The following is a 23,335-nucleotide window of genomic DNA, read 5'->3' on the forward strand; positions in this document are numbered from 1 at the left end:
CATGTACCTCACCGACCAGGAACTAGAAGCCATCCGGACGTTTTTCAGCACGCAGCCCGTGCTGAAAGCGTACCTTTTTGGCTCCTACGCCCGCGGCGAGGCTGATGAGGCAAGTGACGTAGATTTGCTGGTGGAGCTGGATTATGAGAAGCTCGATGCCCTGGATTTTTATCTCTGGCGCGAATATCTGGCTGAGCTTTTAGGCAAGAAAGTGGACGTAGTATCTGGCCTGAAGCCCACCAGCCGCTTTGCCCGCGAAATTCAATCTGACTTACACCCCATCTATGAGAAAGCCGCTTAGCGACCGACAGCGGCTGGAGCATATGCTGGACGCCGCCGACCAGATAATCCAAGCTTACCAGTCGCTGCCCGGCGGTATGCTGCCGGATGGCGACTTTCGCTTATTTGCCTTCATAAAGCTCGCTGAGATTATTGGCGAAGCTGCCAGCAAGCTCACGCCGGCGTTTCGCCAGGAGCAAACCGGGATTGAGTGGCGAAAGATTATTGGGCTGCGGCACATTCTCGTGCATGACTACGACATGATTGACGAAAAAGCCTTGTGGCAGGTCATCCGCCAGGACGTTCCCGTTTTGCGCGAGCGGCTGCGGCAACTTTTAAATTCCTCTGCTCTATGAGCCTACCAACCGAATCGATTCAGAAACCGCAGTTCTCGGAGGCGGCCAAGGCTGAAATAGACCGTATCTGTAAGCAGTACCCGGCGGAGCGCCGCAAGTCGGCCATGCTGCCGGTGCTGCACATTGCCCAGGCCGAATTCGGCGGCTGGGTGGCGCCCGAGGTGCAGGACCTGGTGGCCGAGGTGCTGGGCGTGAAGCCCATCGAGGTGTACGAGGTTTCGACCTTCTACACTATGTTCAACCTCAAGCCGGTGGGCAAGCACGTGCTGGAAATCTGCCGCACGGGGCCCTGCCAGCTGCGCGGTTCCGACGAGCTGACCCTGGAGCTGGAGCGCATCACCGGCGCCAAAGTCGGCGAAGGTCCTTCGGCCGACGGCCTGTTCACCCTGAAAGAGGTGGAATGCCTGGCCGCTTGCGGCTTCGCCCCCGTGGTGCAGGTGCGCGAGAAATACTACGAGCAGCTCGACACCGAGGAATCGGTGAATGCCATGCTCTCGGAGCTGCGCAACATGGTGCACCGGCCCGCCCTGCCCTGGGAGGAAACCGGCCTGCCCAACGCCCTAGCCAACAATTAACCGCTTGCTGTTGCTGCCATGGAAGACCGGAACAAGGACCTGCCGCTGATTGTCTCGGAAATTCTCATTGAGATGCACGAGATGAAAGAAGACATTCGTCAGATGAATCAAACGCTGACTCGGGTTGCTTCAGTTGTTGTTAAACAACAGGAGCACGTGAACAGCATGTTCAACACCCTGCAGGACGAAAGCCGGAAAAACATGGAATTCATGACTTCCCTGATGACAGACATGCGTCGGGAAAGCCAGGAGGATCGGCAGCTGATGACCTACTCGCTTAACAAGACGCTGGGGCAGCAACAGCAGACTAACGCTGACTTTGAACGGCGCCTCGCCGAACTGGAAGCTAAATACAACGGCTAACGCCACCAGCTAACCGCTCAGACACTATGGGACGCAAACTGCTGACCGAACATATCAACGTTGAAGGCATCGACACCATCGAGGTGTACCGCAAGCACGGCGGCTACCGCTCGGTGGAGAAGGCCATCAAAACCATGACCCCCGACGAGGTGGTGGAAGAGGTGAAGAAGTCGGGCCTGCGGGGCCGCGGCGGCGCCGGCTTCCCCACGGGCCTGAAGTGGAGCTTCCTGGCCAAGCCCGAGGGCGTGCCGCGCTATCTAGTCTGCAACGCCGACGAGTCGGAGCCGGGCACCTTCAAGGACCGGCAGTTGATGTCGAAGCTGCCCCACCTGCTCATCGAGGGCATGATTACGAGCTCCTACGCGCTGGGCGCGAATACCTCGTACATCTACATCCGCGGCGAGCTGCTCTACGTGCTGCGCATCCTGGAAAAGGCCATTGCGGAGGCGTACGCGGCCGGTTTCCTGGGTAAGAACATCCTGGGCTCGGGCTACGACCTGGATCTGTACGTGCACCCCGGCGGCGGCGCCTACATCTGCGGCGAGGAAACCGCCCTGCTGGAATCCCTGGAAGGCAAGCGCGGCAACCCGCGCAACAAGCCCCCGTTCCCCGCCGTGTCGGGCCTCTACGCCCGCCCCACAGTAGTGAACAACGTCGAGTCTATTGCGGCCGTGCCGGTTATCGTCAACGACGGCGGCGACGAGTACGCCAAGATTGGCGTGGGCAAGAGCACCGGCACCAAGCTGATTTCGGCCTGCGGCCACCTCAATAAGCCCGGCATCTACGAAATCGAGTTGGGCGTGCCGGTCGAGGAGTTCATCTACTCCGATGAGTACTGCGGCGGCATCTGGAAGGGCCGCGACCTGAAAGCCGTAGTAGCCGGTGGTTCCTCGGTGCCGATTCTGCCCAAGGAATTGATCCTGAAAACTGCCGCCGGCGAGCCTCGCCTGATGACCTACGAGTCGTTGTCGGACGGCGGGTTCGTAACTGGTACCATGCTGGGCTCCGGCGGCTTCATTGCCATGGACGAGACGACCTGCATCGTGCGCAACACCTGGAACTTCTCCCGCTTCTACCACCACGAGTCGTGCGGGCAATGCTCGCCCTGCCGCGAGGGCACGGGCTGGCTGGAGAAAATCCTGCACCGCATCGAGCACGGCCACGGCACGGAGCGCGACATCGACGTGCTGGCCAGCGTGGCCAAGCAGATCGAGGGCAACACCATCTGCCCGCTGGGCGAAGCGGCCGCCTGGCCCGTCTCAGCCGCCATCCGCCACTTCCGCGACGAGTTCGAATGGCACATCCGCCACCCCCAGGAAGCCACCCGCCCCGGCGCAGTGTATCCGGGCAAAGCAGTGCTGGCCTAGCGGCAGACCGTTTTGTAAAAAGAACGTCATGCTGAGCGTAGCAAAGCGAAGCCGAAGCATCTCGCTTGGCCTCGTCAGATTACTAACCATACGTCAGCACGCGAGATGCTTCGGCTTCGCTCAGCATGACAGACGACATTAAAGAGCAAAACCTAAATGGCTAAAATAACTTTCGACGGCATCGAGGTGGAAGTTCCGGACGGAACCACCATCCTCAACGCGGCCCGCACCATCGGCGGCAGCATCGTGCCCCCGGCCATGTGCTATTACACGCCGCTGAAAGGCTCGGGCGGCAAGTGCCGCGCCTGCCTGGTGCGCGTGGCGGCCGGCTCGGCCAAAGACCCGCGCCCCATGCCCAAGCTCGTGGCCTCGTGCGTGACGCCGGTGCAGGACGGCATGGTGGTCGAGAATACGACTTCCCAGCAGGTGCTCGACGTGCGCAAGGGCATCGTGGAGATGCTGCTCATCAACCACCCCCTGGACTGCCCCGTGTGCGACCAGGCCGGGGAGTGTGATTTGCAGAACTTCGCCTTCGAGCACGGGGTGAGCACTACCCGCTACGAGGAGGAGCGCCGCACCTTCGACAAAATCGACATCGGGCCGCTGATTCAACTGCACATGACGCGCTGCATCCTGTGCTACCGCTGCGTGTACACCGCCGACCAGCTCACCGAGCAGCGCGTGCACGGCGTGCTGGGCCGCGGCGACGCCGCCGAAATCGGCACCTACATCGAGAATATCATCGACAACGAGTTTAGCGGCAACGTCATCGACGTGTGCCCGGTGGGCGCGCTGACCGATAAAACCTTCCGCTTCAAGCAGCGGGTGTGGTTTACCAAGCCCGTTAACGCCCACCGCCAGTGCGAGAACCCGAAGTGCTGCGGCAAGGTGGTGCTCTGGTACAAGGGCAAGGACGTGATGCGCGTGACGGCCCGCAAGGACCAGTACGGCGAGGTAAAGGAGTGGATCTGCAACACCTGCCGCTTCGACAAGAAGGAAACCGCCGACTGGACCATCGAAGGCCCCGCCCACATCGACCGTTCCTCGGTCATCTCGGCCAACCACTACGAGCTGCCCGTGCTCAACGCCCAGGTTATTGCCGACCTGCCCGAAAGCTCGGTCCGCGACCTGGAACAGAACCCTCCCATGCGCCTCGGCAATTAGTTTCAGTTGCCAGTTGCGAGTTGCCAGTTGCCAGTTAGGCAACGCCTCTCGTTGAATACTGGCAACTGGCAACTCGCAACTGACAACTCAAATGATAGAACTACCAACCCTCGGCTGGCAATCCATTGTTATCCTCGTCGTGTTCGGCGTTTCCCTGCTGATTGCGACCTATTGCACCTACGCGGAGCGCGTCATTGCCGCCTTTCTGCAGGACCGCGTGGGGCCGGACCGGGCCGGGCCCTTTGGCCTGCTCCAGCCGCTGGCCGATGCCGTGAAGCTGTTTACCAAAGAAGAATTCTTTCCGGCCGGAGCCAACAAGGCCCTGTTCATTATGGGCCCCTGCCTGGCCATGATTACGGCCCTGATGTCGTCGGCAGTAATTCCGTTCGGCAACGTGATTCAGTTCGGCAACAACGTGTTCAACCTGCAGGGCATCGAGGTCAACATCGGCATGCTGTGGGTGTTCGGCATCGTGTCGCTGGGCGTGTACGGGGTGATGATTGGCGGCTGGGCTTCCAACAACAAGTTCTCCCTGCTCGGCGCCATCCGGGCCGGCTCCCAGAACATCAGCTACGAGCTGGCCATGGGCCTGGCCCTGATTGCCGTGCTGATGATTTCGGGCACGCTGAGCCTACGCGAAATCACCTTGCAGCAGTCGGCCGCGGGCGAGTGGCACTTCTGGAACATCGTCAAGCAGCCCCTGGGCTTTATCATCTTCCTGGTCTGCGCCTTCGCCGAAACCAACCGCACGCCCTTCGATTTGCCCGAGTGCGAAACCGAGCTGGTGGGCGGCTACCACACCGAGTACAGCTCCATGAAGATGGGTTTGTACTTGTTCGCCGAGTACGTCAACGTGTTCGTGGCCTCGGCCGTGATGAGCGTGCTGTACTTCGGCGGCTTCAACTTTCCCTTTCAGTACGAGCTGCGCGACTGGTTCGTGAACAGCCAGGGCTGGGAGCTGATGTCGGCCCAGAACCTGATTTCCGTACTCGGCCTGCTGGGCTTGTTCGGCAAAATCTTCGCCTTCATCTTCTTCTTTATGTGGGTGCGCTGGACCCTGCCCCGCTTCCGCTACGACCAGCTGATGCGCCTGGGCTGGACCATCCTGATTCCGCTGGCCATCTTCAACATCCTGCTCACCGGCGGCCTGATTCTGGGCGGTATCATTAAGTAACAGAACATATGCAGTCCTTAAGCAATAGAGCGAAAAAGCTGGAGGCCAAGCCCATGACGCTGGCCGAGCGGGCCTACCTGCCGGCCATTTTCCAGGGTCTGAGCATCACCATGCGACACTTCTTCCGGGCCGCGACCAAGAAGCAGGTGACTGTGCGCTACCCCGAGGAACAGCGGCCCTTCTCCCCCATCTTCCGCGGCCTGCACGTGCTCAAGCGCGACGAAATAGGCCGGGAGCGGTGCACCGCCTGCGGCCTCTGCGCCGTGGCCTGCCCCGCCGAAGCCATTACGATGGTGGCCGGCGAGCGGAAAAAAGGCGAGGAAAACCTGTACCGCGAGGAGAAATACGCCGTCAGCTACGAAATCAACATGCTGCGCTGCATCTTCTGCGGCCTCTGCGAAGAAGCCTGCCCGAAAGCAGCCGTGTACCTGCAGGCCGACAAGATGGCCCCGCCCCGCTTCGAGCGCGACGAGTTCATCTACGGCAAAGACCGCCTCGTGGAGCCCGTGTCGCCCGACGCCCGCTCTAAGCGCGGCATCCAGCTCACCCCCGAGCAGGCCGCGGCCCTGGCCCAGCGCATGGCCCAGCCTGATTTTAAGTAGCCCGTCAACTCCCCTCCTTAAAGAAGGAGGGGAACTAGTTTTCTAGCTCACCCAGCTTTCTTAGCTTTCCGCCAATGGCTTCTTCTCCTTCCCTGTTTTTCTTCCTGTCGTTCGTGGCGCTGTTTGCGGCCCTGGGCGTGGTGCTGGCCAAAAACCCGGTGCACAGCGTGCTGTTCCTGATCCTGACGTTCTTCTCGCTCTCGGGGCACTACCTGATTCTGAACGCCCAGTTTCTGGCCGCCGTCAACATCATCGTCTACGCCGGGGCCATCATGGTGCTGTTCCTGTTCGTCATCATGTTCCTGAACCTGAACGCCGACACGGAGCCCCACAAGCCGATGCTGGCCAAGGTAGCCGCGGCCGTGGCCGGGGGTTCCCTGCTGCTGGTGATGGTGGCCGCCCTGCGCGACGTGCACCCCGGCACCACCTACAACGCCCCGGCCTTCGACTCGCAGATCGGGATGGTCAGCCAGCTAGGGATGATTCTCTACACCAAGTACCTGCTGCCCTTCGAGCTGGCCTCGGTGCTGTTCCTGGCCGCCATGGTCGGCGCGGTGATGCTGGCCAAGCGCGAAACCGGGGAGCGGAACTTCTAGCCTCCGGCAACTTCCCATAGTACCGAAAGCGGCGTCTGAAGCATCAGGCGCCGCTTTTTTTGTTCTTTGCATTACCTCAGGGCCTCACCAATCAGCCATAGAAAATGATTCAGAACACTATTGCCGGCCGCTACTTTACTCTGGAGGTATTCGAGTGCCCGCGGGAAACCATCCGGTTGGCTGCCAGCCTGGGCTTTGACAACGTGACGGTTGAAAACTTCACGCACTACCGCAACCCTGAGTCAATCCAGGCGACAGTACAGTCTGGGCCACTTGTCAAGCCTCTTGTGCTAAAATCGTTTCGACTGGACTTCACCACCACCAGGGCCGACTTCCTCGACCTGATTGACCTCTGGGACAGCCAGGGCTGCTACGCTGTTTTTCATAAGTCGGCAACCCTAAAATTCAAGGCTACCGATTTGGTCCCCACCGCCCGCTACCGAGCGTTGGATAATTTTGGTTGGAACCTGGAGTTGGCCGTTCCTGATAGCGCGTCGGATGGCCGGGCACTAATAACTTCCCCTGACCCGACGATTATTGACCAGATAGAAGCTCAACTAAAAAGCGGCTCCTGATTCTTCAGGAGCCGCTTCTCGTTTTACTCGGCTTGCGTGTTAAAAGCCGTTTCGGGGGCTGAGCGCCGCATCCAGGGCGGGCCGCAGCTGGCGCGCATCTTCTGGCGAAATTTCTCCTGCTCCTCCGGTGTCATGCCGGCCAGGCGGGATTCCATGCGCTGCTTCCAGTCGTTTTTGTGCTGTTGCCACTTGCGGCTGAAGCCCGGGCGCCCCCCACCCCCGCGGAAGCCGGTGAGCAGGCGGGTGAGCAGCAGCAAACCCAGGGTCTGCCAGAAGGTGAGGACGGGGCCGTGGAACAGGTCGGGCACCAGCCAGTTCCACAGGCGCATCGTGACGAAGCCCATGACGGCCACGAACAGGATACCGAGGAGAAGGAATTTGAGGACGCGCAGCGGCCAGGGTTTAGGATTCATGTCGTTGAGATATTAACAGGTCATTGCGAGGCGTAAGCCGAAGCAATCCGTCCTGGACAATGAGCTGAAGGTTGTGTACTTGGTAAGCGCCAACGTTAGGGCTTGGTGCGGAAAGGAAGCTATTCACATTTCAGAGGACGGATTGCTTCGTCTCTGCTTTATTCGCTTTGCTCGCAACGACCTTTAGTCCGTGAACAGGTTGTTGTAGAGCACTTGCAGGCGCTGGCGCAGGTGCTGGACGGCGTAGTGCTTGCGCGAAATCAGGGTTTTGAGCGGCACCCCGGTTTCCTCGGCCAGTTCCTTGAACGTCTTGCCCTCCAGCTCGTGCCACACGAACACGTCGCGCTGGTTTTTGGGCAGTTCCTCCAGCGCTTCGGCCAGGGCTTCCATGAGGGTTTCGCGGAGCAGGCGGTTTTCGGGGGCGTCGTCGGCGGCGGGCAGCACGTCGGCCAGCAGCAGGGCGCCTTCCTCGTTGTCGTCGGCGTAGCGGAGCATTTCTTCCTCCAGCGAGGCCGTCTTCTTCTTGCGGTAGAGGTCGGTGATGCGGTTGCGGGCCACGCGGAATAGCCAGGAGGCCACTTTTTCCACGGGCTTGAGCATCCGGTAACTTTCGACCAGCTCCCCGAACACATCCTGCAGAATGTCTTCGGCGTCGGCGGGGTCGGGCACGCGGCGGCGGATGAAGGCCAGCAGCCGGCCGCGCTGTTCCTGCACGGCGGCTTGAATCTGCTGGTCCTGTCCGCGCATCGAGCCTAAGGGTAAGGTGGGTAATGCAAGTGCTTCCATTCTGGATAACCAGACGCGGAAGGCCGAAAAATACTTTAAAATATTTTCGGTGGGGCCTCACCCCCGGCCCCTCTCCCAAGGAAAGGGGAGCCTGACGATTTCCGGCGCAAGCCTAGGGCTTGCTTACCGCATCCACAGCCGTGTCGATAACAGGTTTTTCTAGCGCAATTCATTGCCAAAGCGGTAAGCGCGAAGCCCAAGCTTCGCGCGCTGGCGGAGTGTCCGGCGCCCCTCTCCCACGGAGAGGGGCCGGGGGTGAGGCTGCGGGTATGGATTTCCCGATAGTCTGGCTACCTTTGCCAGCTAATAAACGCCAGCCAAACCTTTGGTTGGGCGTCTTTGCCTTGTCCGCTGACCCCACTGCATGGAACAGACCATCCCGGAAGTCATTCGCACCGTCCCGCTGGAGTATTACGTGTACTTCGCCACGGCGCTATTTGCCATCGGCGTCACGGGCGTGCTGACCCGGCGCAACGCCATCATCATCTTCATGTGCGTGGAGCTGATGCTCAACGCAGTGAACGTGCTGCTGACGGCCTTCTCGGCCTACCGCTCCGACCCCAACGGGCAGATTTTCGTGTTCTTCATCATGGCCGTGGCCGCCGCCGAAGTGTCGGTCGGTCTGGGCATCATCGTGATGATTTACCGCAACTTCCAGAACACCGACGTCAACCTGCTCAACCGCCTTAAGTGGTAATGATAACTCGTTTGTCGTCCTGAGCAAAGCGAAGGACCTTATCCCAGTAGAACGACGGACGTAACAACGACTCGTTCCTGCGCGATAAGGTCCTTCGCAAGCTCAGGATGACAGACGGCTTTCTTTTAGCATACTCTCTATGCAAGAAACTGTAATCCCCGCGGCCAGCGCCCCTTACTCCACGCTGCTGTACGTCCTGATTCCGCTGCTGCCGTTTCTGGGCTTCCTGCTCAACGGGCTGCTCAACAAGAAGCTCTCCGGCACCGTGGCCGGGGCCATCGGCTCGCTGATGGTGCTGGGCTCCTTCCTGATTTCGGTGTACCTGTTCGCCACCTTCCAGTACCAGTACACAGTCCACCTGTTCGACTGGATTTCGGTCGGCACCCTGCAGATTCCCTTCTCCTACCAGATTGACCAGCTCAGCCTGATTATGCTGCTGCTGGTCACGGGCGTGGGCTTCCTGATTCACGTCTACAGCATCGGCTACATGCACCACGACGAGAACGTGGGCAAGTTCTTCGCCTTCCTGAACCTGTTCGTGTTCAGCATGCTGGTGCTGGTGCTGGGGGCCAACTTCGTGATTCTGTTCATCGGCTGGGAAGGCGTGGGGCTGTGCTCCTACCTGCTCATCGGGTTCTGGAACAAGGACCACGGCAATAACAACGCCGCCAAGAAAGCCTTCATCATCAACCGCGTCGGCGACCTGGGCTTCCTGCTGGGCATCTTCCTGATCTACCTGACTTTTGATTCGGTGCAGTACGCCGAGGTGTTCCACAAGGCCAGCACCCTGCAGATCGGGACGGGCGTGGTGACGGCCATTACCCTGTTGCTGTTCGTGGGCGCGATGGGCAAGTCGGCCCAGCTGCCGCTCTACACCTGGCTGCCCGACGCCATGGCCGGCCCCACCCCGGTTTCGGCCCTGATTCACGCCGCGACGATGGTAACGGCCGGTATCTACATGGTGCTGCGCGCCAACGTACTCTTCACCCTGGCCCCCGACACGCTGAACGTGGTAGCCTGGATTGGCGGCATCACCGCCCTGTTTGCCGCCACCATCGGCCTCGCCCAGAACGACATTAAGAAAGTACTGGCCTACTCCACGGTATCCCAACTCGGTTACATGTTCCTGGCTTTGGGCGTGATGGGCTACAGCACTTCGCTGTTTCACGTACTCACCCACGCCTTCTTCAAGGCCCTGATGTTCCTGGGCGCGGGTTCCGTAATCCACGCCATGAGCAACGAGCAGGACATCCGCCGCATGGGCGGCCTGCGCAAGGCGCTGCCGATTACCTTCCTCACGTTCCTCATCGGCTGCCTGGCCATTTCGGGCATCCCGCCGTTTTCGGGCTTCTTTTCCAAGGATGAAATCCTGGAGCACGCCTTCCAGCACAACAAGATTCTCTGGGGCATGGGCCTGCTGACGGCCTTCCTGACGGCCTTCTACATGTTCCGCCTGCTGTTCCTGACCTTCTTCGGCGAGTTTCGGGGCACCGAGGAGCAGCAGCACCACCTGCACGAGTCGCCGGCTAGCATGACGCTGCCGCTGATTGTGCTGGCCATTCTGGCGGCCGTGGGCGGCTTCATGGGTGCGCCGATGTTCGTGGGCAAGCACTACTTGGCCGACTACCTCGCCCCGCTCTTCACCTACTCCCAGCGCCTGAACCCCGAGGCCTTTAAAACCGAGCTGGACCACGGCACCGAGCTGATGCTCATCGGCCTGTCGGTAGCGGCCGGCGTGCTGGGCATTCTGTTCGCCTACGTGCAGTACGTGAGCCGCAAGGTGCGCCCGGCCGCGGACGACGCCCAACGCTCCGCCCCCGAAAGCCTGGTGTACCACAAATACTACATCGACGAACTGTACAACGCCCTGTTCGTGCGCCCCGTCATGTGGCTCTCGACGGGTTTGTACCGCTTCGTGGAGCAGGGCATCATCGACCCAATCGTGAACGGCTTCGGCCGCGTCACGCTCGGCGGCGGGCAGCTGTTGCGCTACGTGCAAACCGGCTACGTCGGCCTCTACCTGATCCTGATGGTCGTCGGCATCGTGCTGATTCTGGGGTTGAATCTGGTGTGGCTGTAATACTTGACTTATGAAAAGCTTTCTTACGCTGCTGTTACTGCTAGCATTGACCAACACTGTCCTCGCGCAGAAGCAGAAAATCGAGGTGAAGGATGAGGCCGTTCTGCTGGACGGTGCCAAATACGCACTGATTGAGCAGGACGGCTGCCGCATCATGGATACGCAGTGCGTATACTACCTCAAGTCCTTGGACGGTAAGCGGCAGGTGGCTGTGAAACAGCTAGAGTTCGTGGACCCGGCCGAAATGAGCGCCTCCCATCCTGATGGCCGCGTGTTGTATCTGCAGTACGTGTTCTTGGCCTCCGGCACCAAAGCGGAAACGCCTTTTCCTACCACGCTGCACCTGAGGGCCATCGATGTGGCGCGGAAAGTCGCGAAAGGGCAACTCTTCGCCAATGGCACCCTGAATGAGCAGGCCGTTTCAGACTTTGTCACCACCAACGGAATGCCGTTTGCCGACCGGCAAAAGGAGCTGGCCGGCCCTAAGGTCATCGTAATCGAAAAATAACCCGGCCGTTACGGGCCACTCTGCAGTGCCCGCAGCATCCTGGCTCGCGTGCAACTAGATTTTCTACATGCTGACTGTCTTTCTCCTACTCTTTCCCGTCGCGGCGGCCCTGCTGCTGCACTTTGCCAAGGGCAATGCGGCCCGCGTAATGGCCCTGGGCGCGGCGCTGGTCGAATTCGTGGTGGCGGTGTACGCCGCCGTCCTGTCGCAGGTCACCGCGCAGACGCAGTTCGAAGTCAACCTGCCCTGGGTGGCCTCGGCGGGTATCAACTTCCACGTCGGCATGGACGGGCTGAGCCTGGTGCTGGTGCTGCTGACGGCCTTCCTGGTACCGCTCATCATCCTGGCTTCCTTCCGCCACGACTACCCCAACGCCTCGGCCTTCTACGCCCTGATTCTGTTTATGCAGACCGGCCTGATTGGCGTATTCGTGTCGCTGGACGCCTTCCTGTTCTACTTCTTCTGGGAAGTGGCCCTGATTCCGATTTACTTCCTGGCCGGCGTCTGGGGCTCGGAGCGCCGCATTGCCGTCACGTTTAAGTTCTTCCTGTACACCATCATCGGCTCGCTGTTCATGCTGGCCGCCTTCGTGTACCTCTACTTCCAGACCGGCATCCACGGCGCGGTCCGCTCCTCCGACATCATCGCCTTCTACAACCTCACGCTCAGCTCCGACCAGCAGGCCTGGGTGTTCTGGCTGATTTTCGCGGCCTTCGCCGTGAAGATGCCCATCTTCCCCTTCCACACCTGGCAGCCCGACACCTACACCGAGTCGCCGACGCCGGCTACGATGCTGCTCTCGGGTATCATGCTGAAAATGGGCATCTACGGCTGCCTGCGCTGGCTCTTGCCCATCGTGCCGAAAGGCGTGAGCCACTGGGGCCCGCTGGTGATGGTGCTCTGCATTATCGGCATCATCTACGGCGCTATCATCGCCATCCGCCAGCGCGACGTGAAGCGCCTGATTGCCTACTCCTCCCTCTCCCACGTGGGACTGATGGCGGCCGGCGTGTTCTCCCTCACGATGATGGGCCTGCAGGGCACCGTGATTCAGATGCTGGCCCACGGCGTGAACGTGGTGGGCATGTTCTTCATTGCCGACATCATCCAGCGCCGCACCGGCACCCGCGACATCTCCGAGCTGGGCGGCCTGACCAAAAACACGCCGGCCCTGTCCGTCACCTTCCTGGTGCTGTTGCTCAGCACCGTGGCCCTGCCTCTCACGGCCGGGTTCGTGGGTGAGTTCCTGCTGCTGGGCGGCGTGTACCAGTACAACCACTGGATGGGCGCCGTGGCCGGTGTCACCATCATCCTGGGCGCGGTGTACCTGCTGCGCATGTTCCAGCGCGTGATGCTCGGCCCCGACACCCAGTTCACCGCCACCATCAAGGATCTGACCGGCTCCGAGCTGGCCGTGCTGGTGCCTCTCATTCTGATGGTGTTCTGGATCGGCCTGTTCCCCGGCACGTTCCTGCGCATCTCCGAGCCGGCCATCATGCAGATCATGACGATAGTCAACCGTTAAAAACCCCTCCCCAACCCCTCCCCAAAAGGGAGGGGCTTAGATTACCACTCCTGCCTGTCTCTTTCCTGGTCCTAGCTGCAAAGCAGCTCATCAAGCAAGAGCTTAGATACCTAATCTAACGCCCACATTCGTCTGGCTCCCCCTCCCTTTTGGGGAGGGGGCCGGGGGGAGGGGTCACCCAGAACATGACTTCTATCATTCTGCTCTCCGTCTTTGGTATCATCAATCTGTTCCTGGGCTTTCTGCGCTCCAACAAGATTCTGCTGCCGGCCGCCATGGTCATCCTGGCCCTCGTGTTCGGGGCCAACCTTTACGACTGGAATGCCGCCCCACACTCCTACTTCAGCAACATGCTCACCATCGACCGGTACTCGGTGGCCTTCACCGGCATCGTGACCCTGACGACGCTGCTGCTGATTCCCTTCTCCCAGAAATACGTGCGCGACGGCCAGGAAAACCTGGCCGAGTACTACTCCCTGCTGCTGTTCTCGCTCGTGGGCGCCATCATGATGGTTAGCTACGACAACCTGCTGATGCTGTTCGTGGGTATCGAAATCCTGAGCGTGTCGATGTACGTGGTGGCCGGCTCCGACAAGCGCAACGTGCGCTCCAACGAGGCCGCGCTGAAGTACTTCCTGATGGGCTCCTTCGCCACCGGCATCCTGCTTTTCGGCATCGCTCTAGTGTATGGCGCTACCGGCGCGTTTAGCCTGATCGACATTGCCGGGGCCGTGGTGCAGCCCGCCAACGCCTCCTTCCGCCCTATGCTCTACATCGGCATGCTGCTGATGTTCATCGGCATCAGCTTCAAAGTATCGGCCGCGCCCTTCCACTACTGGACGCCCGACGTGTACGAGGGCACGCCCACGTTCTTCACCGCCTTCATGAGCACGGTGGTGAAAACCGCCGGTTTCGCCGCTTTCTTCAAGCTGCTGATGGTGGCTTTTGGCGGGGCCGAAAGCTTCTGGATTCCGACCATTATGGCCATTACGGTGCTCACGCTGCTCGTCGGCAACGTGGGCGCGGTGGCCCAGACTAGCATCAAGCGGATGCTGGCTTATTCCAGCATCTCCCACGCCGGCTACCTGTTCATCGGCCTGGTGGCCCTGAACGGCAAGCTATCCGCCAACGGCATCTTCTTCTACTCCCTGGCCTACTCGGTGGCTACCGTGGCCGCTTTTGGGGTGCTAAAATTGGTATCAGACCAGCGCCAGCGCGAGGACTACGCCAGCTTCAACGGCCTGGCTAAGACCAATCCGCTGCTGGCTTTCGTGTTTACGGTAGCCATGCTCTCGCTGGCGGGTATTCCGCTCACCGGGGGTTTCTTCGGCAAGTTCTTCATCTTCGGCGCGGCCATGGACAAGGGCTACACCGGCCTGGTGATTTTCGCTCTGCTCATGTCGATGGTGAGCATTTATTACTACCTGCGCCCCGTCATTGCCATGTACATGCGCCCAGCGGAAGAAGACATGACGGAGCCGGTTGCCGTCAGTCCGTTCCAGTCGTTCATTCTGGTAGTGCTGGCCGTGCTGACGTTCGTGCTGGGCATCATGCCGGGCCTGCTGAGCGAGGTGATGTAGGCACTGGCCAAAACCTGATAAACGAAGAAAGAGCGGCCCGCAAGCCGCTCTTTCTTCGTTTTCAATAGAATGTAGGCACGTCCTACTGAGCTTGTCGAAGCATCTCTACCGCTTCGGCTGATTAGTAACTTCACGAAGCGGTAGAGATGCTTCGACTTTGCTCAGCATGACCGGGTTTACCAGGTTTTCACCAGGAAAACGCCCCAACAGCTCACTTTCGCGTCACGCGGATGCTGATGCGGCGGTTCAGGGCGCGGCCCACGGGCGTGGCGTTGTCGGCTACGCCGTGCTTGCCGCCGTAGCCTTTGGCTTCCACGCGGTTCAGGTCGATGCCCATGGCCACCAGCTCGGCCATAGCGGCGTTGGCGCGGGCTTCGCTCAGCTTCAGATTAGCCAGCACATTGCCCGTAATATCCGTGTAGCCCCCGATCTTGACGCGGGCCGTCGGGAAGCTTTTCAGAATGCTGGCCACGTTGCGCAGTTGGCTGCGCGACTCATCGGTGAGCGTAGCTTTTTTGGCATCGAAGTACACCCGGTCGAAGTTAATCCAGCCCTTGGTGCGGTTGATGGAATCAACCTGGATGGACTGATCGGCTAGGAAGGTATATAGCCGATTTTCGGTCGAGTTTACGCCTACCGTTTGGGTGGTGCCATCGATGAGCGTGAGGTTGATGGGCCGGCCGGGGTCGTAGATGTAGTTGCCGCTGCTGGCATCGTAGCGGCCCTCGGTGCCCGCGCCGGCGGTAGGCACGGGCCGGGGCGCGGCCGGAGCCGGCGCGGCTAGTGCCGCCGCGGGGGTTTCCGCGGCGTTGTTGCTCAGGCGGTTTCGCACGAAAAGATACTCCAGCACGGCTCCGGCCATGATGAGCAGCAGCAGCAGCATCCACCGTAGCGTTACGGTTGGGTAAGCTGAGCCCGCCGCCGGCGGATAATACGGATTAGCTCCCGTGGTGCTGGCCCAGTCGGTGGCGGGCACGGGGGCAGGCGCGGGCGCGGCCGCCGCGGGCGGCACAGGCCCAGCCGGGCGAACAAAGGGCGACGGCACCGGGGCGGGCCCAGGAACCGCGGCCGGAGCAGTATTCAGCGCCAGCGCACTCATGATGCTGGCTTTCTGCCCTTCCAGCCACGCAAACAGGTCGTCGGCACTCAGGGCTTTTTCGTGGGCGTAGGTGCCCAGGCTCTGCAATACGGCCTGCGCCGCCATGCTGAGCAAGCTCTCCACCGACGATGATTTCAGTCGGGCCGCCTCGGCGAGGCGGCGCACGGTAGGCGCGTAGTCTTCGCCCAGCAGCCCGCGCATCAGCTCGGTGCGGCGCTTGAGGCGGTCGGCGGTGAGCAGCTCCTGGAAGCCGCCGTAATCGGTGGCTTCGTCAGCCAGCGTCCAGAGGGCTTCCACGCCGCCCGGCCGCTCGGCCCGGTCGATGAAAGTGCTCAGAACCAGCGGAATGATCTTAGCCAAAGCTCTCCCAACTCCCCGCTCATTCTCTCCCACCACGGCGCTAGCCTGACTTACGGTATCAGCCGTAAAGTACGTTTCAACTTCTTCCAGCAGGTTCTCTTGCATATCTGTAAGGTTTACACGTGTACGTTTAAGTAATAATACTAATTTTTAAATAAATAATAATATGATTCGAAATAGGCCACAGATTATTTCTTGCAATAGAAACAGATGACAGCCAACACCATAGCCAACCCAAGTGGCCGAAGCAGTGGCTGGCTGGCCAGCTTCCGGGAGCTTGTGAGGCTGTTTAGCAAACCTCAACCAGGAACAAGCGAGGCCCAAACCCCCAGCGGGGCGACATATCGGTAGGAAGAAGTAGATAATTCATGCGAAAGCTCCAGCGAGGCGACACCAATCGTTGGACAGATTGTGTCGCCCCGCTGGGGCTTTGGGCCTTGCTTGCTCCCGATTATCTACCGATATGCCGCCCCGCTGGGGCTCGCCTCTTCTACTACGCAATTGGAGTTATCAAGTCGGCTCTACACCCGCCGCATCATGGCCCCTACCGCATCGGAATAAATCACCGCGTCATCGCCAAACGGCACTTCGCCCCGGAATTTCTGCACCAGCCGGGCCGTGGTGATAATATCTTTCTGGCAATAGTGGACGATGCGGGGCAGATCCTTATCCGTGTAATATACTCGCGCCACGTCGGCACCAGTGATGTCGTCTTTGGGGGTCGGAATGTTGAACATGGCTGCCAGAAGTGACAGTGACGTGTACGATTTCCGGTCGCCGAATTTCCACAGCTCCATCGTGTCGATGTGGGCTACTTCCCAGGGCTTGCGGCCGGCAATATCGAGCTGCGGGGGCAGCGGCAGGCCGTTGATGAGCAGACGGCGGCCCAGGTACGGGAAGTCGAATTCCTTGCCGTTGTGGGCGCAGAGCAGGAAGTTGGGCTTGCGAGCCAGCAGCGCCGAAAACTCGCGCAGCATGGTCGGCTCGTCGTGGTCGGCGAAGCTTTTTACCCGGAAGCGCCACTGCTCCTCCTGCTTATCGAAGGTGAAGCAACCCACCGAAATACACACCACGCGGCCAAATTCGGCATAAATACCGGCCTGCTCAAACAGCGTGGCGGCTTCCAGATACGAAGGCATTTCTTCCACGTCGGTGCGGTTGGAAGTCCAGCCTTTTTCGCGGCGCAGCGCGTGGCATTTGTGCTCCCACAGCAGCCGCAGCATGTCGTTCAGCTCATCGTGGCAGCCCACGCAGGGCACCGTTTCAATGTCGAGTACGAAAAGCTGATCGAGGGGAGTTTTGTGCAGAATCTGCATAGCGCGGCAGTGTAATCGGTCTTCAGAAACCGAAGATAGACTATTCAAAGGCTTAGGAGGCGGGAGAGGGCACTAAATTTCCCCGACGGTCATCCTTCATCTGGCGTACGCCTGCGAAGGATAACCGTCGGGTTAGTCCAAAAAACCGCCCGCCTTCGGCCTATGCGGGCCGGGGGCGGGCGGAGTGCCTGTCGGGCAATACCGGGGCAGCGCGTACGCGGAAATTGCGGAGCAGCGGCAGGGCTGAGAGCGACGGGCTCAGGCCAGGGCCGGACGGCCGGTGAGCCAGAGTCCCATCATCATCAAGAGCAATTGGCGGCGCGGCTTGGGCATGGCGACAGACGATTGGCGGGAAATCCAGTGACTCCGGATACCGTCCGCCGAAGCGGAGCCGCCGGGGTCATTGGTCGTACTAAAGGTGCGCTTTTATCCGGGCTGGCACAATCACATGATGATGTGACAATCTCAACCGTACCTCAGGTGAGGCCCTGGCGCAGCGCTTTGGACACGGCTTCGGTCATGGAGCGCACGTGCAGCTTCTCGTAGATTTTTTTGATGTGGGAGCGCACCGTGTCGATGCTGATACCGCGGTCGGCAGCAATCATCTTGTAGCTGTAGCCCTCCACCAGCAGGCCCAATACTTCCTGCTCGCGGGCGCTCAGGTGGCCCACGGGCTCTTCATTGGCCAGCACTGGGGCTTTGGAGCGCGGAAACAGGCGCAACACCTGCCGGGCAATACCGGGGGTCATGGGGGCCCCGCCCAGCCGCACTTCCCCAATGGCATCGAGCAGCCGGATGGGCGACGTTTTCTTGAGCAGGTAGCCATCGGCCCCGGCGCAGATGGCCTCAAACACCCGGTCATTGTCCTCGAACACAGTCAGCATCACCACATTTACCTGGGGCGCAACGGCTTTGATGCGGCGCAAGCCCTCAATACCCGTCATGCCGGGCATGTCGATATCCATCAGAATGACATCGGGCGCGAGGCGCTCCACATCGGCCACGGCCTGCCGGCAATGCCCCAGCGCTCCTACCACCTGCAAGTCCGGCGAGCCGGCCAGCAGCTGGCTCAGGCTGGCGCGCAGGTCCGGGTTGTCTTCATACAGCAGCACGCGCGTCGGAGTGGGCATAAGCAGAATAAAAGGCCGGTAAAACGCTTTAAGTTACGGGTTTATCCGGCCGCCTAACGTCACATGATGATGTGACGCGGCCAAGGGGAGCAGCGCGGTTGGCAGGGCGAAAAAACCGATCTACAGGCCCACGGGCTAGCTTTTCAGCGGAATGCTCAGGCGTAGCGTGGTGCCCTGACCGGGCGCGGTGCAAATGGTGAGCTGCCCGTGCAGGGCGGCGGCGCGGGCGTGCATGTTGGTCAGGCCATTGCCCCCGCCCTGGGCCGGGCCGGCAGGGTCGAAGCCGATGCCGTCGTCCTGCACCAGCAGCACGAGGCGGCGCTGCTCGTAGGTCAGGGCAATGGTGGCCTGCTGGCACTGCGCGTATTTGGCGAGGTTATTCACGGCTTCTTTAAACAGCAGAAAAAACTCCCGGCGGGCCCGCATCGTCAGCTTCAGGCCCGCCACCGAGGGGTCGGTGCGGAAGTGCAGGTCGATGCCGCGGACTTCGAGCACATCGGAGGCAAAGCCGCGCATGCGGGCCATCACGTCGGCCAGCGAGTCGTGAGCGGGATTGATGGTCCACACGATGTCGTCCATGGCATCCAGCATTCGGTGCGAGCTTTCCCCGATCTGCTCCAGCACGGCCGCGGCCTGCTCGGGGCGGTGCTGGCGCTGGTGGTTGCGGGCAATCTGGCTCAGAATGGAAATGCTGCTGAGCGTGGAGCCCATGTCGTCGTGCAGGTCGCGGGCAATGTTGTGACGCACCTGCTCCAGGGCCAGCACCTGCCGGATGCGCAGCTGGTACAGCAGAAACAGTACCCCAAACACCGTCCAACTGGCCAATATGCGGAACCACCAGGTGCCATACCACGGCGGCTGCACCACCACCACCAGCGCCGCCCCGCGCGGGTTCCATACGCCGTCGTTGTTGGCGGCCCGCACCCGAAACGTGTAGGTGCCGGGGTCGAGGTTGGTGTAGGTGGCCTCGTGCCGGGCCCCGGCCTGCACCCAGTCAGGGTCGAAGTTTTCGAGCCTATAGGCGTAGCGGTTCTTGTCGGGCAGCCGAAAATCGAGCGCCGCAAACTGGAGCGAGAAGAAGTAGTCTTTGGGCCCCAGCACCACGCTGCGCCGCTCCGTGATGCTGGTATCCAGGGCCACGGGCTGGTTGAACTTGCGAAACCCGGTGAGCACTACCACCGGCGGCACGGCATTGGTGCGCACGGCCGCGGGCCAGAAGCGCACCAGCCCCATCTGCCCCCCAAAATACAGCTGCCCGTCGTGGCCCCGGCCGTACGCGCCGGCATTGAACTCGTTGTGGGGCAGGCCGTCGCGCACGTCGAAGGTGTGAAACTGGCCAGTGGCGGGCCGGAAGCGGGCCAGGCCCTCGTTGGTGGAAAGCCACAGCGTATGCTGCTCATCTTCCACAATGCCATACACCACGTCGTTGGGCAAGCCCTGGGTCTCGCGGAACGTGGTGAAGCGGCCGGCCGCGGCATCATCGAGGCGGCACAGGCCGCCGCCCTCGGTGCCCACCCAGAGCCGGCCCGCGTGGTCTTCCAGCAGGCAGCGCACAAAGTTGCTGCTCAGGCCGCCAGGCACGCGGGCATCGGCCCGGAACGTGGTGAACCGGCCGGTAACGGGATTGAAGCGGCAGAGCCCGCCGCCGCCGGTGCCTACCCACAGTTGCCCGCGCCGGTCCTGGAGCACGGCCCGCACGAAGTTGTTGCTGAGGCTGCGCGGGTCGTTGGGCCGCTGCCGAAACGTGGTGAAGCGCCCCGCGTCGGGCTCCAGGCGCGTCAGGCCGCCTTCGGTGCCAATCCAGAGGTGGCCCTGACGGTCGGAGGAAATGGAGCGGATGAAGTCGTCGGCGAGGGAGCTGGGCTGGCCGGCCGCGTGCCGGTAGTGGCGGAAGCGGCTGGCCCCAGGCTCCAGGCAGTCGAGGCCCTGACTTTGGGTGCCAATCCAGAGGCGGCCCCGCGCATCGAAGCACAGCGCCCGCACGAAGTCTTCGCTCAGGCTACCGGGGTCTTGCGGGTCGTGCCGAAACCGGGTGCTGCGGTTGGTGGCCGGGTCGTAGCACACCAGCCCGGCGGTTTCGGTGCCCACCCACACGCGGCCCTGCCGGTCTTCGCTCACCGCCCACACCGGGCCGGCCGCGGGGCCAGCGCCGGGCACTGGCCGGAAAGCGCCGGGCCGGCCCTCAAAGGTGCTCAGGCCGCCTTCGGTGCCCGCCCACAGCAGCCCCGAGCGGTCCTGAAACAGGCTCAGCACCACGTCGTCGGCCAGCGACTGGGGCACACCAGGCTGGTGCCGACTAGTATAGAAAGAAGCCGTAACGGGCTCATAGCGGGCCAACCCGTTGTTGGTGCCCACCCAGAGCCGGCCCCGCGCATCCTGCCAGATGGCCCGCACCATGTTGCCGGGCAAACTCGCCGGCACCTGGGGCTGGGGCCGAAAAAAGCGCGGCGCACCGCCGTCGGCGGGCAGCAGGGCGAGGCCGTGGGCTTCGGTGCCCACCCACAACAAGCCGCCGCGGGTATCGGCGCACAGCGCCGTGATGGCACTGCCGGCCACCCAGCGGGCCGCGGGCTCCAGGGTGCCCGCGGCCGGGTTCACCTGACTGAGCTGGCCCGCCCCCGTACCCACCCACAGCCGCCCCTGCCGGTCCTGGGCAATGGCGCGGATGGAGTTGAGGTGGGCGTCCTGCGGGGGAGCGGGCCGGGGGCGGAAAAGCTGAAACCGGCCGGTCTGGGGGTCGAAACGCTGCAGGCCGCCTTCGGTGCCTACCCACAGCCGCCCCTGCCGGTCGCCGAATACGGCCCGCACGAAGTTATCGGCGAGGCTGCCGCTGCTGTCGGGGTGGTGCAGAAAGGTGCGGAAGCGTTCGGTGAGGGGATTATAGCAGCCCAGGCCGCCACCGGTGCCCACCCACAGCCGCCCCTGCTGGTCGAGGGCCAGGGCCAGAACGTAGTTGCTGCTCAGGCTGCCCAGCTGCTGCGGATCGTGGCGGAATACGCGAAATTGGGTGCCGTCGTAGCGGCTCAGGCCATCCTGGGTGCCCAGCCACAGAAAGCCGCGCCGGTCCTGCGCCATGCAGTGCACGCTGTTTTCCGATAGTCCGTGGGCGCTGGAAAGCGTGCGAAACGTGAGCGTGGGAGCGGGCTGGGCTACCGCACCGGGCCGCCCCAGCAGGCCGCAGAGCAGCCCGAGCATTGCCAAACGCAGCCACACAGCGAGTAACTTGGTCATGAGATAAGGGAAGAACACCACTCCGGCGGGCCTGACAGCCAAGAGAGCGTACCGGGGCCGCAACCTAGGAATTTCCTGCTTTTCCGCTCACTACTGCCGCCAGAGCCGCTCAGCCTGCCCACTTGTTGGCTGCCTAGCCAAACGGTCAGGCCGGACTGCAACGGCTGTTTCTGCCGGTGGCCGGGAGACTGCGGGTCGGTGGCCAGCCGAATTTTTAGTCCCAAGACCAGCCACAAGCCAGCCCCAGCGCCAGGGCTCTATTCACGCCGAAAAAACAGGCTCCAACACTCAGCAAACAAGCTTTCGACGCCCATATTTCAATAACTTGCTCTGCCGAAGCACCCCGCCTCAGCCTGCAACCACTCCTACGAAAAGCCAATGGGCGAATTCCTCCTTTCCACTCCCGTCAGCTCCGCAGAAACGGGTCAGCTTGGTGTCCGGCACCTGAAGCGCTTCTGGGCGCAGCAACTAGCCCAGCGGGCCGGACAGGCTACTGAGCCCGCCGAAACCGACTGGCGCTTCGATAATATTCTGCTGAACGGGCTGGGCCTACCGCTGCAAGAAACGCTACGCTACCTGTTGCAGGTCACCCCCAGCTTCGAGGAGTTTGAGCAATGGATTCTGGCTAGGAATAGCGGCTGGCTCGACCCGCACCAGGTGGAACGGCTTAACAGTCTCTTCACCGGGCAGCCCTACAGCCCCGCGCTTCGGGAGCATTTGCGCATTCTGGAAACCAGCGCCGACGTGCTGAGCCCCGACGACCTGCGGTTTTGGGCCGAAAACGGCTACGTCATCGTGCGCGGGGCAGTACCGCGGGAACAGGCGCAGGCTACGGAGCAGGCCGTGTGGAACGAGCTGGGCATGGACCCGCACGAGCCGGCAACCTGGTACGAACAGCCCATTGGCCAGGGCATCATGATGAACTTCTACCACCACCCTACCCTGCGGGCCAACCGTCAGGCGGCCCGTATTCAGAAGGCCTTTGCTCAGCTCTGGCAAACGGCCGACCTGTGGACGACCACTGACCGCACCAGCTTCAACCCGCCCGAAACTCGAAATCTTCCTTTCCAGGGCCCCCATCTGCACTGGGATGTGAGTCTGGAACCGCCTTTCCACTTCGGCACCCAAGGCCTGCTCTACCTCTGCGACACCTCCGCCGAGCAGGGCGCGTTCTGCTGCGTGCCCGGCTTCCACCGCGAGCTGGAAGGCTGGCTGGCCGCCCTGCCCGCCGGCACCGACCCGCGCCGGGTGAACCTCGACGCGCGGGCCGTGCCCATTGCCGCCCAGGCCGGCGACTTCGTAATCTGGCACCACTTGCTGCCCCACGGCAGCAGCCCCAACCGCGGCACCTACCCGCGCATCGTGCAGTACATCAACATGTACCCGGTTGATTTCAAGGAAAATAAGGCTTGGTTGTGATTACACTGATGCCGAGGCAGATGCAGCTTCAATAATGTTCCCAGCGCTAGAGTGTGAGGACAATTATTACCGGAGCCAGTCGATGGCAGCGGCAACATGCCAAAAGGCGAGAAAGGAAACGACGGTTTTGTCATAGCGGG

General features: G+C 61.5%; 22 protein-coding genes. 16 read left to right on the forward strand and 6 right to left on the reverse strand.

Annotated features, from left to right (window positions below):
* Position 1 precedes the first annotated feature (1 nt).
* The 10 genes from BUB62_RS10445 (at position 2) to BUB62_RS10490 (ending at position 7,051) form a co-directional block, all read left to right on the forward strand.
* Positions 2 to 301, forward strand: a complete 300-nt coding sequence (locus BUB62_RS10445) for a nucleotidyltransferase family protein (protein ID WP_073109616.1) — start codon at positions 2 to 4, stop codon at positions 299 to 301.
* Entirely contained in the window at positions 285 to 635 is a 351-nt protein-coding gene (locus BUB62_RS10450; protein WP_073109617.1) for a HepT-like ribonuclease domain-containing protein, read from the forward strand. The genes BUB62_RS10445 and BUB62_RS10450 overlap by 17 nt, the downstream gene beginning before the upstream one ends.
* On the forward strand, positions 632 to 1,210 hold the full coding sequence (locus BUB62_RS10455; RefSeq protein WP_073109619.1) for an NADH-quinone oxidoreductase subunit NuoE family protein: 579 nt from the start codon (positions 632 to 634) through the stop codon (positions 1,208 to 1,210). Before BUB62_RS10450 ends, BUB62_RS10455 begins: the two co-directional genes overlap by 4 nt.
* An 18-nt stretch (positions 1,211 to 1,228) precedes the next feature.
* Positions 1,229 to 1,573 (forward strand): hypothetical protein, encoded by a 345-nt coding sequence (locus BUB62_RS10460; RefSeq protein WP_073109621.1) that lies wholly within the window; start codon positions 1,229 to 1,231, stop codon positions 1,571 to 1,573.
* A 26-nt stretch (positions 1,574 to 1,599) separates the two neighbouring features.
* On the forward strand, positions 1,600 to 2,940 hold the full coding sequence (gene nuoF, locus BUB62_RS10465; protein ID WP_073109622.1) for an NADH-quinone oxidoreductase subunit NuoF: 1,341 nt from the start codon (positions 1,600 to 1,602) through the stop codon (positions 2,938 to 2,940).
* 156 nt (positions 2,941 to 3,096) lie between these two features.
* Positions 3,097 to 4,104, forward strand: coding sequence for an NADH-quinone oxidoreductase subunit G (locus BUB62_RS10470; protein WP_073109624.1), 1,008 nt, complete (start codon positions 3,097 to 3,099; stop codon positions 4,102 to 4,104).
* A 91-nt stretch (positions 4,105 to 4,195) separates the two neighbouring features.
* Complete coding sequence (nuoH, locus tag BUB62_RS10475) at positions 4,196 to 5,278, forward strand: NADH-quinone oxidoreductase subunit NuoH (protein WP_073109626.1); 1,083 nt, start codon at positions 4,196 to 4,198, stop codon at positions 5,276 to 5,278.
* A gap of 8 nt (positions 5,279 to 5,286) precedes the next feature.
* Positions 5,287 to 5,880: a NuoI/complex I 23 kDa subunit family protein gene (locus BUB62_RS10480; RefSeq protein WP_073109627.1), complete on the forward strand. Its 594-nt coding sequence runs from the start codon at positions 5,287 to 5,289 to the stop codon at positions 5,878 to 5,880.
* 74 nt (positions 5,881 to 5,954) lie between these two features.
* The gene (locus BUB62_RS10485; protein ID WP_073109629.1) at positions 5,955 to 6,476 is read left to right on the forward strand and encodes an NADH-quinone oxidoreductase subunit J family protein; all 522 of its coding nucleotides are present in this window, start codon (positions 5,955 to 5,957) and stop codon (positions 6,474 to 6,476) included.
* Between the two features lie 104 nt (positions 6,477 to 6,580).
* The gene (locus tag BUB62_RS10490; protein WP_073109631.1) at positions 6,581 to 7,051 is read left to right on the forward strand and encodes a hypothetical protein; all 471 of its coding nucleotides are present in this window, start codon (positions 6,581 to 6,583) and stop codon (positions 7,049 to 7,051) included.
* Positions 7,052 to 7,074: 23 nt separating this feature from the next.
* On the opposite strand, the gene BUB62_RS10495 is transcribed toward BUB62_RS10490, so the two are convergent.
* Positions 7,075 to 7,464 (reverse strand): hypothetical protein, encoded by a 390-nt coding sequence (locus tag BUB62_RS10495; protein ID WP_073109633.1) that lies wholly within the window; start codon positions 7,462 to 7,464, stop codon positions 7,075 to 7,077.
* A 183-nt stretch (positions 7,465 to 7,647) separates the two neighbouring features.
* Positions 7,648 to 8,211, reverse strand: coding sequence for an RNA polymerase sigma factor (locus BUB62_RS10500; protein WP_084538981.1), 564 nt, complete (start codon positions 8,209 to 8,211; stop codon positions 7,648 to 7,650).
* A gap of 403 nt (positions 8,212 to 8,614) precedes the next feature.
* Here BUB62_RS10500 and nuoK point away from each other — a divergent pair, with 403 nt between their 5' ends.
* The 5 genes from nuoK (at position 8,615) to BUB62_RS10525 (ending at position 14,640) form a co-directional block, all read left to right on the forward strand.
* Entirely contained in the window at positions 8,615 to 8,947 is a 333-nt protein-coding gene (nuoK, locus tag BUB62_RS10505) for an NADH-quinone oxidoreductase subunit NuoK (RefSeq protein ID WP_073109636.1), read from the forward strand.
* A gap of 139 nt (positions 8,948 to 9,086) precedes the next feature.
* Entirely contained in the window at positions 9,087 to 11,027 is a 1,941-nt protein-coding gene (nuoL, locus tag BUB62_RS10510) for an NADH-quinone oxidoreductase subunit L (RefSeq protein WP_073109638.1), read from the forward strand.
* A 10-nt stretch (positions 11,028 to 11,037) separates the two neighbouring features.
* Positions 11,038 to 11,535 (forward strand): hypothetical protein, encoded by a 498-nt coding sequence (locus BUB62_RS10515; protein ID WP_073109640.1) that lies wholly within the window; start codon positions 11,038 to 11,040, stop codon positions 11,533 to 11,535.
* 67 nt (positions 11,536 to 11,602) lie between these two features.
* On the forward strand, positions 11,603 to 13,060 hold the full coding sequence (locus tag BUB62_RS10520; RefSeq protein ID WP_073109642.1) for a complex I subunit 4 family protein: 1,458 nt from the start codon (positions 11,603 to 11,605) through the stop codon (positions 13,058 to 13,060).
* 185 nt (positions 13,061 to 13,245) lie between these two features.
* Positions 13,246 to 14,640, forward strand: a complete 1,395-nt coding sequence (locus tag BUB62_RS10525; protein ID WP_073109643.1) for an NADH-quinone oxidoreductase subunit N — start codon at positions 13,246 to 13,248, stop codon at positions 14,638 to 14,640.
* Positions 14,641 to 14,851: 211 nt separating this feature from the next.
* On the opposite strand, the gene BUB62_RS10530 is transcribed toward BUB62_RS10525, so the two are convergent.
* The 4 genes from BUB62_RS10530 to BUB62_RS10545 form a co-directional block, all read right to left on the reverse strand.
* Positions 14,852 to 16,204: an OmpA family protein gene (locus BUB62_RS10530; RefSeq protein ID WP_073109646.1), complete on the reverse strand. Its 1,353-nt coding sequence runs from the start codon at positions 16,202 to 16,204 to the stop codon at positions 14,852 to 14,854.
* 416 nt (positions 16,205 to 16,620) lie between these two features.
* Positions 16,621 to 17,415, reverse strand: a complete 795-nt coding sequence (locus tag BUB62_RS10535) for a 3'-5' exonuclease (protein WP_084538982.1) — start codon at positions 17,413 to 17,415, stop codon at positions 16,621 to 16,623.
* 476 nt (positions 17,416 to 17,891) lie between these two features.
* Positions 17,892 to 18,545, reverse strand: coding sequence for a response regulator (locus BUB62_RS10540; protein ID WP_073109647.1), 654 nt, complete (start codon positions 18,543 to 18,545; stop codon positions 17,892 to 17,894).
* A gap of 135 nt (positions 18,546 to 18,680) precedes the next feature.
* A complete protein-coding gene (locus BUB62_RS10545; RefSeq protein WP_073109649.1) occupies positions 18,681 to 21,776 on the reverse strand; it encodes a sensor histidine kinase in 3,096 nt (1,031 codons plus the stop codon).
* A gap of 378 nt (positions 21,777 to 22,154) precedes the next feature.
* Between BUB62_RS10545 and BUB62_RS10550 the strand changes: the two genes are divergently transcribed.
* The gene (locus tag BUB62_RS10550) at positions 22,155 to 23,195 is read left to right on the forward strand and encodes a phytanoyl-CoA dioxygenase family protein (protein WP_073109652.1); all 1,041 of its coding nucleotides are present in this window, start codon (positions 22,155 to 22,157) and stop codon (positions 23,193 to 23,195) included.
* Positions 23,196 to 23,335 lie beyond the last annotated feature (140 nt).

This window comes from Hymenobacter daecheongensis DSM 21074, assembly GCF_900141805.1.
Classification (GTDB): Bacteria; Bacteroidota; Bacteroidia; order Cytophagales; family Hymenobacteraceae; genus Hymenobacter; species Hymenobacter daecheongensis.

Bases quoted from the DNA above. Each gene is read 5' to 3' on its own strand.
- BUB62_RS10445 (WP_073109616.1), top strand. From the start codon at position 2: ATGTACCTCACCGACCAGGAACTAGAAGCCATCCGGACGTTTTTCAGC.
- BUB62_RS10450 (WP_073109617.1), top strand. From the start codon at position 285: ATGAGAAAGCCGCTTAGCGACCGACAGCGGCTGGAGCATATGCTGGAC.
- BUB62_RS10455 (WP_073109619.1), top strand. From the start codon at position 632: ATGAGCCTACCAACCGAATCGATTCAGAAACCGCAGTTCTCGGAGGCG.
- BUB62_RS10460 (WP_073109621.1), top strand. From the start codon at position 1,229: ATGGAAGACCGGAACAAGGACCTGCCGCTGATTGTCTCGGAAATTCTC.
- nuoF (WP_073109622.1), top strand. From the start codon at position 1,600: ATGGGACGCAAACTGCTGACCGAACATATCAACGTTGAAGGCATCGAC.
- BUB62_RS10470 (WP_073109624.1), top strand. From the start codon at position 3,097: ATGGCTAAAATAACTTTCGACGGCATCGAGGTGGAAGTTCCGGACGGA.
- nuoH (WP_073109626.1), top strand. From the start codon at position 4,196: ATGATAGAACTACCAACCCTCGGCTGGCAATCCATTGTTATCCTCGTC.
- BUB62_RS10480 (WP_073109627.1), top strand. From the start codon at position 5,287: ATGCAGTCCTTAAGCAATAGAGCGAAAAAGCTGGAGGCCAAGCCCATG.
- BUB62_RS10485 (WP_073109629.1), top strand. From the start codon at position 5,955: ATGGCTTCTTCTCCTTCCCTGTTTTTCTTCCTGTCGTTCGTGGCGCTG.
- BUB62_RS10490 (WP_073109631.1), top strand. From the start codon at position 6,581: ATGATTCAGAACACTATTGCCGGCCGCTACTTTACTCTGGAGGTATTC.
- BUB62_RS10495 (WP_073109633.1), bottom strand. From the start codon at position 7,464: ATGAATCCTAAACCCTGGCCGCTGCGCGTCCTCAAATTCCTTCTCCTC.
- BUB62_RS10500 (WP_084538981.1), bottom strand. From the start codon at position 8,211: ATGCGCGGACAGGACCAGCAGATTCAAGCCGCCGTGCAGGAACAGCGC.
- nuoK (WP_073109636.1), top strand. From the start codon at position 8,615: ATGGAACAGACCATCCCGGAAGTCATTCGCACCGTCCCGCTGGAGTAT.
- nuoL (WP_073109638.1), top strand. From the start codon at position 9,087: ATGCAAGAAACTGTAATCCCCGCGGCCAGCGCCCCTTACTCCACGCTG.
- BUB62_RS10515 (WP_073109640.1), top strand. From the start codon at position 11,038: ATGAAAAGCTTTCTTACGCTGCTGTTACTGCTAGCATTGACCAACACT.
- BUB62_RS10520 (WP_073109642.1), top strand. From the start codon at position 11,603: ATGCTGACTGTCTTTCTCCTACTCTTTCCCGTCGCGGCGGCCCTGCTG.
- BUB62_RS10525 (WP_073109643.1), top strand. From the start codon at position 13,246: ATGACTTCTATCATTCTGCTCTCCGTCTTTGGTATCATCAATCTGTTC.
- BUB62_RS10530 (WP_073109646.1), bottom strand. From the start codon at position 16,204: ATGCAAGAGAACCTGCTGGAAGAAGTTGAAACGTACTTTACGGCTGAT.
- BUB62_RS10535 (WP_084538982.1), bottom strand. From the start codon at position 17,415: ATGCAGATTCTGCACAAAACTCCCCTCGATCAGCTTTTCGTACTCGAC.
- BUB62_RS10540 (WP_073109647.1), bottom strand. From the start codon at position 18,545: ATGCCCACTCCGACGCGCGTGCTGCTGTATGAAGACAACCCGGACCTG.
- BUB62_RS10545 (WP_073109649.1), bottom strand. From the start codon at position 21,776: ATGACCAAGTTACTCGCTGTGTGGCTGCGTTTGGCAATGCTCGGGCTG.
- BUB62_RS10550 (WP_073109652.1), top strand. From the start codon at position 22,155: ATGGGCGAATTCCTCCTTTCCACTCCCGTCAGCTCCGCAGAAACGGGT.